We start from the raw sequence: 13,722 nt of genomic DNA on the forward strand, positions 1-13,722 counted from the left end.
AGCCGGCAAAAACAGCCGGCTTCAGTATTATTTGCGACTTCTACGCATTAATTCAATATTTTTAAGTGATTCACCAGTACCAATTGCTACACAATCAAGTGGATCTTGGGCAATAAATACTGGCACTTTAGTAGCCTCAGAAATAACATCTGGAAGGTTCTTAAGTAAAGCACCACCACCGGTCAACACAATACCGTGATCGATTACATCAGCTGCAATTTCAGGAGAAGTTTGTTCCAAAGTTTCTTTAATCGCAATAATAATATCTTGAACGACGTCTTGAATTGCCTTAGCAACGTCAACTGCCTTAACATCAACTGACTTAGGTAAGCCAGTTACCAAATCACGGCCACGAATATTAACTGATTCAATTTTCTTAGCCTTTTCAACTGAAGCTGAACCAATTTGAATCTTAATATCTTCAGCAGTTCTTTCACCAATTAATAAATTAAAGTTGGAATGAACGTAATTAACAATTGCTGAATTGAACTTGTCGCCAGCTTGACGAATCGAAGTTGATGAAACAATCCCACCAAGTGAAATCGTAGCAACATCAGTAGTACCACCACCAATATCAACAACCATTGAACCAGTCGGGTCCATTACTGGAAGACCAGCACCGATTGCTGCAGCAAATGGTTCTTCAATGACGTAAGCTTCACGAGCACCAGCAACACGCGCAGCATCAATTACTGCCCGCTTTTCTACTTCTGTAACGCCTGAAGGCACACAAATCATTGCTGATGGCTTGGAATTACCAACAGTCTTATCAATAAAGTACTTCAGCATTGATGCAGTTGTATCGTAATCGGCAATTACACCGTCTTTCATCGGGCGAATTGCAACGATTGTAGCAGGTGTTCTACCAATCATTTCTCTGGCTTCAGAACCAACTGCGATTACTTTATCAGTCCGGGTATTCTTTGCCACAACGGAAGGCTCTCTAAGGACAATCCCCTTACCTTCCATATAAACAAGTGTATTGGCCGTACCCAAATCGATACCAATATTTTTTGCTCCAAATCCAAACACGAAAATCTCTCCTTAATTATTGCAGTCTTTAAATCTTGAATAATTATAGCACAAAGCACTGTTTAAAAAAGAATTCCGCAGCAAGTTTTAGACGAATTTAAAACAATTCATGCTCACGCATACTCAAAAATTGGTTTTTTCCGACAATAAAATGATCTAAAAAATCAATCTGCAACATGGCTGCAGACTCATCAAGCATTCGCGTTAACTTAAGATCACTCTGCGATGGCACTAAATTACCACTAGGATGATTGTGAACAACAAACATCCCTGCACAAGCATAGATCAGACCCCAGCGAAAAATCTCTCGCGGATGAGCCACGGACTTGTCAATTGTTCCCTTAAACAGACACTTCTCAGCGATAATATGGTTACTGTTATCAATATAAATCGCCCATAATTCTTCCTGCTTATGACCAGCAAGCTTATCAGCTAAATATGTTCCCACTTCATTGCTTGAGGTTAAAACAGCTTCACGATCTGGAATTGTACTGCGCAAACGGTCAATTAATTCCTCGCCAACTACCGCTAATTGTGGATTGCAGTCAGGACCTGAGAAATATTTAATCAAATCATTAAAGCTGCTTAGGTGCAACTGGGCTAATTGGGTCTCTAACTTTGTTAAGTCGTTTAAACCGCTTGTCCGCAGCTGATTAAATAAACTTCCTAGTAATTCAATATCGGTCTTTACTAAATAGTGATTGGACTTAATGATTTCCATTCAAATCACTCCCTTCACTATTTACGTACGCCAAAACTACTTAACTTTTTCTAGAAATTCATTAAAATCATGACAAATTAACGTTGCGTTTGTTTGATCTTCTTTAGTTGGCGATAGTAAGTCTGGAATCATAACACATTTTAGTCCGGCATTACTAGCTGCGGCAACCCCAGTTGATGAATCCTCAAAGGCCAGCAAATTTTGCTTAGGAATATTTATTTTTTGCGCAGCCCACAAGTAAATATCTGGTGCTGGCTTAGCCTTTAAGTCATGCTTTTGGACGTCATCATAATTTAAGTGAAACTGGAAATAATTACGAATTCCCGTCGCCCACATTTCCTGTTCAATATCTTTTTCATAATTACTAGAAACAACTGCAAGCGGCAAGTTAAGGTCATAAAATGTATCAAGTGCCCGCTGAACTCCCGGCTGCAGCTTGAGCTTACCAGCCGCAATCCATTGCTCTACTAATTCATTAGTTCGTTCAATGAACCGCACACGCTCTTCCTCGGTTTTGAAATAACGCTGATAAAATGCCCGCATTTCCTTTGTAGTCGAGCCGACCAATTTTAAATAAGTATCATCAGGTGTCCCTAAATGATCTTCTTTCGACGCCTGAATATTAGCCTGCCAGTATAAATTTTCGGAATTAACCAGCAAACCGTCCATGTCAAATAAGATTCCCTTGATTTCTTCATCAATTCCTTGAACGCGCATTTGTGGCCTCCAATTGCAAAACTTCGCCGACAAGATAAAAGGATCCCGTTACTAGCAGTATATCATTCGGCTGACTATTCTGCTTTAATTGGGTAAAACAAGATTGCCAATCTGAGTGGTAAGGATATTTTGCCTGCACTGTAGGTGGGAAGTCCGCCATTTTAGCAGCCCGCGGATATGCAATTGTCGTCAGTTCTACTTGATCTGATTCTTTAAACAGAGAAAAGACCTGCGTCAAATCCTTGTCTTTCATCATTGTAATCAATACCCGAACCTTGCCTTGACGCCTTGCCTGCTGCTGGTGGACAAAATCAAGCAGGTTTTGCATTGCCTGCATATTATGCGCCCCATCCAAAATAATTAGGGGCTGCTCTTGCAAAATTTGATAGCGACCCGGAATTATTGTTTGATTAATCGCTTCTTCAATTTTTGAATTACTCAACGCCAAATTAAGCGTGCTGAAGGCGCGAACAGCAACGGCAATGTCGTAGCCTTCAACTTCTGGTCTAATGGCAAAAGTTAATTTTCGCTCTGCGTCCTGATAATTTATCTGCACAGAATTACTTACCGTAAAGTCTTGCCCTAACTCAAATAGCGGTGCTTGTTCTTCCTTAGCCTTGTTCTTAATGATTGGCAGAACTGTTGGTGGTACATTCCCGACAACAACTGGCCGCTGATTTTTAATTATTCCACTTTTTTCACGGGCAATATCTTGAATTGTCGGACCAATAACCTGTTCATGGTCAAGGCCAACAGTAGTAATAATACTAACTTCCGGATTAATAACATTGGTTGAATCGTGAGTACCGCCAATTCCCACTTCAATTACAGCATAATCACATTTTTTTTGGGCAAAATAGGTAAAAGCCATCACTGCTTCGTATTCAAAGGTAACTAACCCAAAATCCGGGTCTGTCTGCCTAATTTTTTGCAAAACTTCCTCAATCAAATTGCTAGTCGCTACCAAATCGTCATCACTAAGATTTTGACCATTTAATTGAATCCGTTCACCAAAAGCAAAAATATATGGTGAGACAAAAAGGCCAGTCCTTTGACCGGCCTTTTGCAATAAATTACTTAAATAATACGAAGTAGAACCCTTACCATTAGTGCCTGTAACGTGCAGCATCTTAACTTTATCTTGCGGGTTATCTAATTCTGCCAAGACCCTTCTAATAAAGGTTAGGTCTCCCTTAGCATGAAACTTAGGTAACGAATATAAATAAGATATCACATCTTGCGCTTTGGTAAAAATCACATTATTTACTCTCTTTCAAATCCTGAATCCGTTGACGGACACTAGCTAATTGACTTTCATAGTCAGCCTTCTTAGCCTTTTCCTTATCAATAACAGCGGCTGGAGCATGAGCAACAAAGCCTTGGTTAGCTAACTTCTTGGTTGAACGAGCAACTTCTGCTTCAAGGTCTTGCTCTTCCTTTGCCATCCGTTCGATTTCGTCATCAACATTAACTAATTCAGACAGCGGAACAAAAATCTGGGCACCAGAGATAACTGCTGTCTTAGCTAATTTTGGTGCAGCCATTTCTGTGGCGATTTCTAACTTCTTCGGATGCAAGAAGTTCTTAACGTAGTCTTCGTTGTCTGTCAAGATCCGTTCATTTGCGGCATCATCAAGTTGAATCATGATATCAATTGGTGATGACATTGGCGCATTAACTTCCATGCGGATATTCCGGACTGCCTTGATAACTTCAATTAAGAACGACATATCACGGGTAGCTTGAGGGTTAACAAATTCACTGTGAGTTTCAGGATATTTGGCAACCATGATTGACTTGCCAGCGTGTGGCATTGACAACCATAATTTTTCAGTTACAAACGGCATGATTGGGTGAATTAACCGCAGAATTTGGTCAAGAATCCAGATTAAATTATCCTGCTTTCTTGCCTTTAATTCAGCATCATCACCATTTAAAGCAACCTTAGAAATTTCAATGTACCAATCACAGAAATCATTCCAAATAAAGTTGTACAGTTCACGGCCAGCTTCACCAAACTTATACTCGTCAAACAAGCGAATAACTTCACCCACCGTGTGGTTCAATCGGTCAAAAATCCAGCTATCAGCTAAGTCAAACTTGCTGGTATCAGGCATATGAGCCGGTTGAGCATCTTCTGGAAGGTTCATGATTACAAATCGTGATGCATTCCAAATCTTGTTAATGAAGTTCCAAGCTGCAGCTAACTTCTTTGGATTGTAACGAGTATCTTGACCAGGAGCAGTCCCGTTCAATAAGAACCAACGCAATGCATCGGCACCATATTCGTTCACAACATCCATCGGGTCAACCCCGTTACCCAATGACTTACTCATCTTGCGACCTTGTTCGTCACGAATTAAGCCGTGAAGAACGACATCCTTAAATGGACGCTCATCAGTAAAGTGCAAACTCTGGAAAATCATCCGTGATACCCAGAAGAAAATAATATCATAGCCGGTAACTAAAGCATTAGTTGGGAAGTAACGTTTAAAGTCTTCTGAATCCTCATCAGGCCAACCCATTGTTGAAAATGGCCACAAAGCACTTGAGAACCAAGTATCCAAAACATCTGGATCTTGATCCCAGTTTTCAATATCCTTAGGTGCTTCTTCACCGACATACATTTCGCCAGTCTTTTTGTTGTACCAAGCTGGAATCCGGTGTCCCCACCATAGTTGCCGTGAAATTACCCAGTCATGAACATTTTCCATCCAGTGTTCAAGTGTTTGTTCAAAGCGTTCAGGAACAAAGTTAACCTTGTCGTCAGTCTTTTGATTAGCTAAAACCTTGTCAGCTAATGGCTTCATCTTAACAAACCATTGCGTTGACAGACGCGGCTCAACTTGAACACCTGAACGCTCTGAGTGACCAACGGCGTGGACAATTGGCTTAACCTTAATCAAGTAGCCTTGTTCCTTCAAATCGGCAACGACTTGCTTACGGCAGTCAAACCGATCCATACCAGCATACTTGCCACATTCCTCGTTCATCGTACCGTCATCGTTCATTACGTTAATCCGCTTTAAGTTATGACGGTTTCCTGTGGCAAAGTCATTCGGGTCGTGAGCCGGCGTAATCTTTACCAGACCAGTACCAAAATCTGGATCAGCATGTTCGTCTTCAATAATTGGAATATGACGGCCAACAAGTGGCACAATCAATTCTTTACCAACAAAGTCCTTGTAGCGTTCATCCCCAGGAGCAACCGCAACGGCCGTATCACCAAACATTGTTTCTGGCCGAGTTGTTGCGATTTCAACGAAGCCCGAGCCATCCGCAAACGGATATTTGATGTGATAAAAAGCACCCTTGTCGTCTTGGTGAATAACCTCAATATCACTCAAGGCTGTCTGCAAAGCTGGATCCCAATTAATAATGTATTGGGCGCGATAAATTAAGCCTTCATTATATAATTGAACGAATACCCGCCGAACAGCCTTAGACAAGCCCTCATCTAAGGTAAAACGTTCACGCGAATAATCAAGTGACAGACCCATTTTGGCCCATTGACCCTTGATAATATTGGCGTATTCATCTTTCCAGTCCCAAACTTGCTTGACAAAAGCTTCACGTCCCATTTCGTGACGATCCTTGCCTTGCTTGCGCAATTTGGCTTCAACTTTAGCTTGCGTGGCAATCCCCGCATGGTCCATTCCTGGCAAATACAAGGTGTCATAGCCTTGCATCCGCTTAAAACGAATCAAGGTATCCTGAATTGCGGTATCCCAAGCATGGCCCAAGTGTAACTTACCCGTTACGTTTGGTGGGGGGATAACAATTGAATATGGATGAGCCTTTTTATCACCTGACGGCTTAAATAAGTCCTCATCTAGCCAAGTTTGGTAACGACCATCTTCAACTGCCTGATGGTCATATTTTGGCGCCAAATCTGTCATATAATTTCCTTCTTTCTGATAATAAAAAATCGTCCTAGACGCTATGTCTAGGACGATTTACTAACCGCGGTACCACCTAAGTTAAGCAACTACTGCTTCTCTTACATCGTGATAACGGCGAAATTTGCCGGATTAACTTACTGTTAGTTCAGTCAATCAGTTAAAACCAAGCTACCAATTAACTTTCGGCCTTGCACCATTTTAGCCTTTCTCTGTTTGTAAAGTTAATACCTCTTGGTTATTGCTTTGCTAGTTATTATAGCACTTTTTTACAGTAATGCAGCATCTTCTTCAGCTTTATCAGCCAAAAACTTGTCATCAGGGTAAATTGCCGTAACTTCGATCCCGGCAAGAGCCCGTTCAATTAAGCCTTCAACGTCAAGACGAGCTTCATATTCACGAGCCTTATCAACCTTTGGCTTGGTCTTTGGCCGCGGCGGGGCAAAAATAGTACAGCAATCTTCGAATGGTTTGATAGATAAGTCAAATGTACCAATATCTTCAGCCAAGCGAATAATTTCGGTCTTGTCCATTGTCGCTACTGGCCGCACAACAGGAGTGGTCGTCACATCGTTAATTGCCATCATTGATTCCAAAGTCTGGGAAGCAACTTGACCAACTGATTCGCCATTAAAGATTGCCAATTCGTTTCTTTTAGCCCGAATTTCATCAGCAAGCCGCAACATAAACCGACGTTGAACCGTCATCAAGTAACCTTCCGGCACTTTTTCTTTAATCGTCTCTTGAATTTCCGCAAACGGTACGGCGATAAAATTAATCCGGCCAGCATAATTTGCCAAGATACCAGTTAATTCCTTTGCCTTGTTCAAGGCTTTTTCGGTAGTGTAAGGTGGACTAAAGAAATGGACCATTTCAATATCAACCCCGCGCTTTAATGCCAAATATGATGCAACCGGCGAGTCAATCCCGCCTGAAAGCATCATGACAGCACGACCACCAGTACCAACAGGCATCCCGCCGGCACCGTGCAGTAATTGGTTAGAAATATAAATTGCATCTTGGCGAACTTCAATGCGCAGCACTAAGTCAGGCTGCTTCATTTCTACCTTTAGGTCGGGCATATTTTCAAATAAATAATCACCAACCAATGAGTTTAACTCATTGGTATCATAGGCAAAATGGTGGTCACTACGCTTAGTGTTAACTTTAAAGGTCATGCCCTTTTTGAAAGTTTCCTTCATTAAAGCTAAAGATGTTTCTTCAATTGCCTGCAGCGTTTTTTCTACCTTAATTGTTGGTGAGTAAGTTTGAATCCCAAAGACCTTTTTTAACCGTTGGTCGATTTCAGTAAATGGTGCCCCATTCAAAACAATGTGCATCCGGTCATGACGCGGATGGATTTCAACTTGCGGGAACTTACGCAGCACCTTGGTTACGTTACCGGCAAGCTTACCAATGAAGTCCTTCCTGTTCTTTCCTTTTGTCGATAGTTCACCGTAGCGAACCATAATTTCCGTATATTCCATTAATTATTCTCCCAAGTGATTAATTTTAGCAAAATGCTGATAAATCTTATCGAAGACGGCGATAAATTCATCGGCTTCTTCTATAGTGTTGCTTTCATCAAAGCTTAACCGAATAGCACTAGTCGCTATCTTATCATCAACATGCATTGAAACTAATGTGCTTGCCTCATCAGTCTTAGTTGAAGCACAAGCAGAAGTTGTTGACGTGTAAATGTCATGTTCTTCTAAAGTATGAACCAGCGTTTCCCCGCGAATACCTTCTAAGGCAAAACACAAAATGTGCGGCGTGAAATCATCACTAACCGGTGAAAAAATCTTTATTCCTGGCTTATCCTGCAAGTAATCAACAATCTTACGTTTAATTGCTGCTTCATGGTTAGCCTTATCCGCCTCATCAGTTAGTACCAGCCGCATTGCTTTAGCCATTGCCGCAATTGCCGGCAAGTTTTCTGTACCAGAACGCAGGCCCTTTTCTTGGCCGCCGCCATCGTGAAGTGGTGACAACATCTTGCCTTCTTTTTTATATAAAATACCAATACCACGTGGCGCATGGAACTTGTGCGCTGATAAACTAGACAAGTCAACCCGCGGTGTAAATACCCGCGGCCAAATGTTCTTGCCCAAAGCCTGAACGTTATCAACGTGGAATTGGATTGTCGGGTAATTCGTTAATAAATCGCTAATAGCTTCAATCGGTTGAATGGTCCCAATTTCATTATTAACACCCATAATCGAAACTAACGTTGTATCCGTATCAAGAGCGTTCCGCAAATCATTGACATTCACGCGGCCTTCCTTATCAACCGGAAGCCGAGTCACGCGATAACCTAAGTTTTCTAACGCATTAAAAGCATTGGCAACCGAAGCATGTTCAACACTTGAAGTAATAATGTGTTTACCAAATTCGCGCTTCTGAATTGCTGTCCCCTTGATTGCCGTATTGTTGGATTCGGTTCCACCAGAAGTAAAGAAAATTTCATCCTGCTTGGCACCCAACAGGCTTGCAATTTGTTTGCGCGAGCTTGTCAGTAATTGATAAGCCCGATCGCCCATCTTATGTAAACTAGACGGATTCCCCCAAATATTTTGCGCAACTTGATCGTAGGTAGCTAACACTGCCGGATCAATCTTAGTTGTCGCACTATTGTCAAAATAAATCACAAACCTTACTCCCCTCAAAAAAGCCTACTGAGGCACTTCTTCAACTTATAAATTGTAACTTAAATATAGCTTTGCTTCAATTAATATTAATTTTAAAGTAAAAACAGCTCTAGAAAATTCCTAAAACTGTTTTAAAGATTTATTCAACCTTTTTATCGGAATAATATAAATTCTCTAATCGTTGGTATGACCCAGGTTCTGCCTTCTCAATTGCCGTCGCAATGGTATCTAAAGCTTCCTTATAATTAAAGTCTTGACTATAAAGCTGCATTGTCTTCTTTTGGGCACGTTTAATTGCATCATTATCCGAATACTTATTGGAGTATTGCAATGTCAACTCAACCAGATCAGCAGAATTAATAATATCATCAGCTTCACGTTTTAAACGCTCAACATCATCAGAAATCTGAATTAATTCGTTGGAAATCTTTTCCATATTAATTCGCACTTCACTTAACTCCTTGGCAACATGACCAATCTCATTAATTACTAGAGTATACATTTGTACAAAGGTATCAGGATTACCCGGCAGTTTTTTGCGTTCTAAGCGCCGATAGACCAAAGAAACTTCCTGCTTAAAGCGGTTGATTGAGTCGTTAGCCACATTTTCCGAATCATACAGACCGTCGACATCTTCTGACATTTGCTTTTGCTGCTCGCCAATTTCTCGTAAGCGTTCCAGCATTGCCAGCCAGGAGTCCTTGATTTCTGAATAAACGCCCTTGCCGTCAGCAACGTTTTGCGTATCAACTGTATATTGCCGGTTCATGTCGTTTACTTCTTGCTCAAGTTGGCGGCTCTTTGCTAGTTCGCCGTGTGTCAACTCGTAGCTCTCATCAATGTGGCGCAATTTGGCAACCAAATTCTTGGATTCTACCTGTTCACGCGATAATAAGCGTTGAATTTTATCCTGGTTTTCCTCGACAAATGGCCGTGCCTTATATTCCTTGGCTAAAACATCATAGAGACTGGCAATTTCCTGCTTGATTTCCTTAATATACTTAGACAATTCTAATAATTTTAGTTCCGTTAAAAATTGCCCAGCCTCAGTAACCTGATCCCGAATTTCTTTGATTTTATCCAAAATATCAATTTCAGTAATGTAGTACTTGTTGGCCATCATCTTTTTATAGGAATCCGACAACTCCCGCAATTGATCTTGAAAAACTGAATCTAACTCATGCCGACTTTCCTTAAGCTCCGGCAATTCTTCTTGGAGCGTTGTCAAGGTTGCCTTAATCTTTGATAAAATCCGCTTGGCTTCGACTTGATCGCCCTGAGACGATAAGTTCTTGGCTTCAGTAAAGTCATTTTCCAAACTCGATAAGTTATTTTCAATCTGATCTAACGCGGTCCCATAATCAAACGAATCAGCGAGCACATTCTTGCGTAACTGGTGATAAATCTTAATTAGGGCCTCATACTGCACCTGATTTTCCCGGTTAGATTCAAGTAATTCCGTAAAAACATCCTTGGTATTCTTGGCATCATCAAAGGTTTGCTTCATGATTGCCTGCGCCTGTTTAATATTTTGGTGCGACTTCAATAAACGATAGTGAACATTTTCATCAGCCGCCTGTTCCAGCAACTTTTGTACCTGCGGAATTTTCTTACTCGTTGCTTCCTGATAACTCTTGCGCCAAGTTGTTAAGGTAGTCAGGCTTTCGCCCGCAAGATCCATTTTATTTAACCGGTCAATATCTTGTTGCAAATGCATTTTTTCGATTTTAGTAATTAAGTCGTCCAGCTCCAAAATCTCCCGCAATTGACGGCGGTTAATGTAGAGCATGAGGGCAACAACAATTAGAATTAGCAAAACTGCAATTACTACGATTATAGATTGGGTTGGTGACATATTTTCTCCTCCAAAACTACCCTTTATTATAACAAACTTCTCACTTACTGTGGGCTGTAGTTTTAAAGATGTGTACAATTTAATTGAAAAAATATCATTTTTTAAGCATAAAAGCAGTTAAAATCGGCTTTTTCCTTGCTTTAGCAAGTTAACACCGATATAATAAGTTTCGTGTAAAATATTTGCAGCTATAAGTGACAAGAACGTCAACATCTTAATACGTTTTAGTGAACGAGTAACCGACGCTGCAACAGGCGAAAATGAAAATTAAGATGCACGAATGTTGAACTTATGTGTAATATTTTACTCCAGAAACTGTTATCAGATTTTATTGGAGGATTTTATGTCAAGATATACAGGTCCAAGTTGGAAACGCTCAAGAAGATTAGGTATCTCACTTTCAGGTACTGGCAAGGAAATTAGTCGTCGTAACTATGCTCCTGGTCAACACGGTCCTAACTCACGTGGTCGTTTATCAGAATACGGCGAGCAATTGCACGAAAAGCAAAAGTTACGTTGGATGTACGGTTTAAACGAACGTCAATTTAGAACTTTGTTCACTCAAGCTGGTAAGATTCGTGAAGGCGAACACGGTACTAACTTCATGATCTTGTTAGAGCGTCGTTTGGACAGCGTTGTTTTCCGTTTAGGTTTAGCTACTACTAGACAACAAGCTAGACAATTAGTTAACCACGGTCACATCACTGTTGATGGTAAACGTGTTGACATTCCTTCATACGAAGTTCAAGTTGGTCAAACCATTGGCTTGAAGGAAAAGTCAAAGAACTTACAACAAGTTAAGGATGCTCTTGAAGCAGTCGTAACTCGTCCATCATTTGTTTCATTTGATGACAACAAGATGGAAGGTACTCTTGTACGTCTTCCAGAACGTGATGAAATGGAACCAGAAATTAACGAAGCCCTCGTTGTTGAATACTACAACAAGTTACTTTAATTTCTACATTCGCATGCCCCTTTCCACTTTGGAGAGGGGTTTTTGCTACCCAAGAAAGAAGAAATATCAGTTATGACAGAAGATTTGAATACTCGAGTTGAAAATGCTGCCCAAGGAATTACCCCGCAAACTAAGCCAGATGAGCGGCGGCGTTTTTTGGGTTCTTTGCGTGAGCGTGTATTAGTCAGAATGGACAATACCGAAGTCGAAAAGCCTGAATTAACTACTACTTTTTTAGAACATTTTGCCGATTATCGTGATTACTCAATCTTAATTAACGGCAACTTAAGCGGTGAATTTTTGGACCAAATTGAAGCTAAATGTGGGCAATACAATGTTCCTTTCACCCTCGTCAACAATGAAACTGCACGAACTGGTGCCCAAGATACTGCTGTCCTTGTCGTAGCCAAAACTGCAATCAACAAGATGCGCGTTGAAATTGGTCAAGTTTATCCGCCAGAAATGCCCAAGATGGAATTGGGACAGTCTAAAGAGAAAAAGCCAAGCTTCTGGCACCGACTCTTTCATGGAGGACATTAATGAAGCCATTAGCTTATCGCATGCGCCCACAAAATCTTGATGAGGTTGTCGGGCAGCAGCACTTGATTGGTCCCGGTAAGATTATTCGCCGAATGGTTGAAGCCAAGTTACTTTCTTCCATGATTTTGTATGGACCGCCGGGAATTGGTAAGACCAGTATTGCTAGCGCAATTGCTGGTTCAACCAAGTATGCTTTTCGTAAGTTAAACGCTGCCACTGACAGTAAGAAACAGCTGGAACAAGTAGCCGCCGAAGGCAAAATGAGCGGGACAGTAATTTTATTACTAGATGAAATTCATCGCTTGGACAAAACTAAGCAGGATTATCTTCTGCCGCTACTTGAATCTGGTCAAATTATTCTAATTGGTGCCACAACTGAAAATCCATACATTTCAATTTCTCCCGCCATCAGGTCTCGCTGTCAGATTTTCGAACTTAAACCGTTAGCTGAAAACGATGTTGCACAGGCAATTAATCGTGCCCTAACTGATAAGCAAAATGGTCTTGGTGAATATCAGGTAAAACTAACCAATGATGCGGAAAAATTACTAATTCAAAAAGGAAACGGCGATTTGCGTGCAACCTTAAACGGCCTGGAATTAGCCGTGCGGTCAACCAAGCAGGAACTGATTGCTGACGGAAAAGAAGATACTGGCTTTACCATTACTCAAGAAGAAATGGCCGATTCGATTCAGATGCGCAGTCAAAATTTTGACGCCTCTGGCGACGGCCATTATGATCTGGTCTCAGCTTTTCAAAAGTCAATTCGCGGTTCTGACACTGATGCCGCCCTACACTACTTGGCGCGCTTAATCGAATCCGGCGATTTAGTTTCTATTTGCCGACGCCTGAGTGTCATTGCCTATGAAGACGTTGGTTTAGCTAATCCTGCAGCAGCACAACACGCAATTATTGCCATTCAGGCTGCCCAAAGTCTTGGCTTCCCCGAAGCCCGTATTCCTTTGGCTAACGCAGTTATTGAACTAGCACTTTCGCCTAAGAGTAACAGTGCCATGGCAGCAATTGATACCGCCCTTAGCGACGTTCGTCAAAATGATATTGGCTCAATTCCAGCCGACCTTAAGGATGCCCATTATTCTGGCGCCAAAAAGTTGGGCCATGGTGCAGGTTATACTTATCCTCACGATTACCCCAATGACTGGATTGCCCAGCAATACTTGCCCGATCAATTAGTTGACAAACAATATTTTACGCCCAAGGGCAATTCCAAAATTGAAAAAGCACTCAAGAAGCAATACCAAATTTTGCAGCAAATGCAAAAAGATGGTCTTAACAAACAGAAATAATTCTATATAAAACAAAAAATGCCCCAAATTGTCATTTTAACAATTTGG

Annotated in this window: 11 protein-coding genes; 3 read left to right on the plus strand and 8 right to left on the minus strand. The window is 41.1% G+C overall.

What is annotated here, in order from left to right; genetic code table 11:
- Window positions 1-27 precede the first annotated feature (27 nt).
- From PT278_RS01885 to ezrA, 8 genes are all read right to left on the minus strand, one after another.
- Window positions 28-1,032: a rod shape-determining protein gene (locus PT278_RS01885; protein WP_277129758.1), complete on the minus strand. Its 1,005-nt coding sequence runs from the start codon at window positions 1,030-1,032 to the stop codon at window positions 28-30.
- 97 nt (window positions 1,033-1,129) lie between these two features.
- Window positions 1,130-1,753, minus strand: a complete 624-nt coding sequence (locus tag PT278_RS01890) for a JAB domain-containing protein (RefSeq protein WP_277129759.1) — start codon at window positions 1,751-1,753, stop codon at window positions 1,130-1,132.
- Between the two features lie 36 nt (window positions 1,754-1,789).
- On the minus strand, window positions 1,790-2,470 hold the full coding sequence (locus PT278_RS01895; protein WP_277129760.1) for an HAD family phosphatase: 681 nt from the start codon (window positions 2,468-2,470) through the stop codon (window positions 1,790-1,792).
- Window positions 2,451-3,728: a folylpolyglutamate synthase/dihydrofolate synthase family protein gene (locus PT278_RS01900; protein WP_277129761.1), complete on the minus strand. Its 1,278-nt coding sequence runs from the start codon at window positions 3,726-3,728 to the stop codon at window positions 2,451-2,453. The genes PT278_RS01895 and PT278_RS01900 overlap by 20 nt, the downstream gene beginning before the upstream one ends.
- A 1-nt stretch (window position 3,729) precedes the next feature.
- Window positions 3,730-6,369, minus strand: coding sequence for a valine--tRNA ligase (locus tag PT278_RS01905; RefSeq protein ID WP_277129762.1), 2,640 nt, complete (start codon window positions 6,367-6,369; stop codon window positions 3,730-3,732).
- A gap of 269 nt (window positions 6,370-6,638) precedes the next feature.
- The gene (thiI, locus tag PT278_RS01910; protein WP_277129763.1) at window positions 6,639-7,856 is read right to left on the minus strand and encodes a tRNA uracil 4-sulfurtransferase ThiI; all 1,218 of its coding nucleotides are present in this window, start codon (window positions 7,854-7,856) and stop codon (window positions 6,639-6,641) included.
- A 3-nt stretch (window positions 7,857-7,859) separates the two neighbouring features.
- The gene (locus PT278_RS01915) at window positions 7,860-9,017 is read right to left on the minus strand and encodes a cysteine desulfurase family protein (RefSeq protein WP_277129764.1); all 1,158 of its coding nucleotides are present in this window, start codon (window positions 9,015-9,017) and stop codon (window positions 7,860-7,862) included.
- 139 nt (window positions 9,018-9,156) lie between these two features.
- Window positions 9,157-10,872 (minus strand): septation ring formation regulator EzrA, encoded by a 1,716-nt coding sequence (gene ezrA, locus PT278_RS01920; RefSeq protein ID WP_277129765.1) that lies wholly within the window; start codon window positions 10,870-10,872, stop codon window positions 9,157-9,159.
- A gap of 343 nt (window positions 10,873-11,215) precedes the next feature.
- Here ezrA and rpsD point away from each other — a divergent pair, with 343 nt between their 5' ends.
- The 3 genes from rpsD (at window position 11,216) to PT278_RS01935 (ending at window position 13,674) form a co-directional block, all read left to right on the plus strand.
- Complete coding sequence (gene rpsD / locus PT278_RS01925; protein WP_277129766.1) at window positions 11,216-11,827, plus strand: 30S ribosomal protein S4; 612 nt, start codon at window positions 11,216-11,218, stop codon at window positions 11,825-11,827.
- Window positions 11,828-11,899: 72 nt separating this feature from the next.
- Window positions 11,900-12,367 (plus strand): YueI family protein, encoded by a 468-nt coding sequence (locus PT278_RS01930; protein WP_277129767.1) that lies wholly within the window; start codon window positions 11,900-11,902, stop codon window positions 12,365-12,367.
- Complete coding sequence (locus PT278_RS01935; protein ID WP_277129768.1) at window positions 12,367-13,674, plus strand: replication-associated recombination protein A; 1,308 nt, start codon at window positions 12,367-12,369, stop codon at window positions 13,672-13,674. The genes PT278_RS01930 and PT278_RS01935 overlap by 1 nt, the downstream gene beginning before the upstream one ends.
- The last annotated feature ends 48 nt before the right edge of the window (window positions 13,675-13,722 follow it).

The sequence above is a fragment of the Lactobacillus sp. ESL0703 genome (assembly GCF_029433435.1).
Taxonomy (GTDB): domain Bacteria; phylum Bacillota; class Bacilli; order Lactobacillales; family Lactobacillaceae; genus Lactobacillus.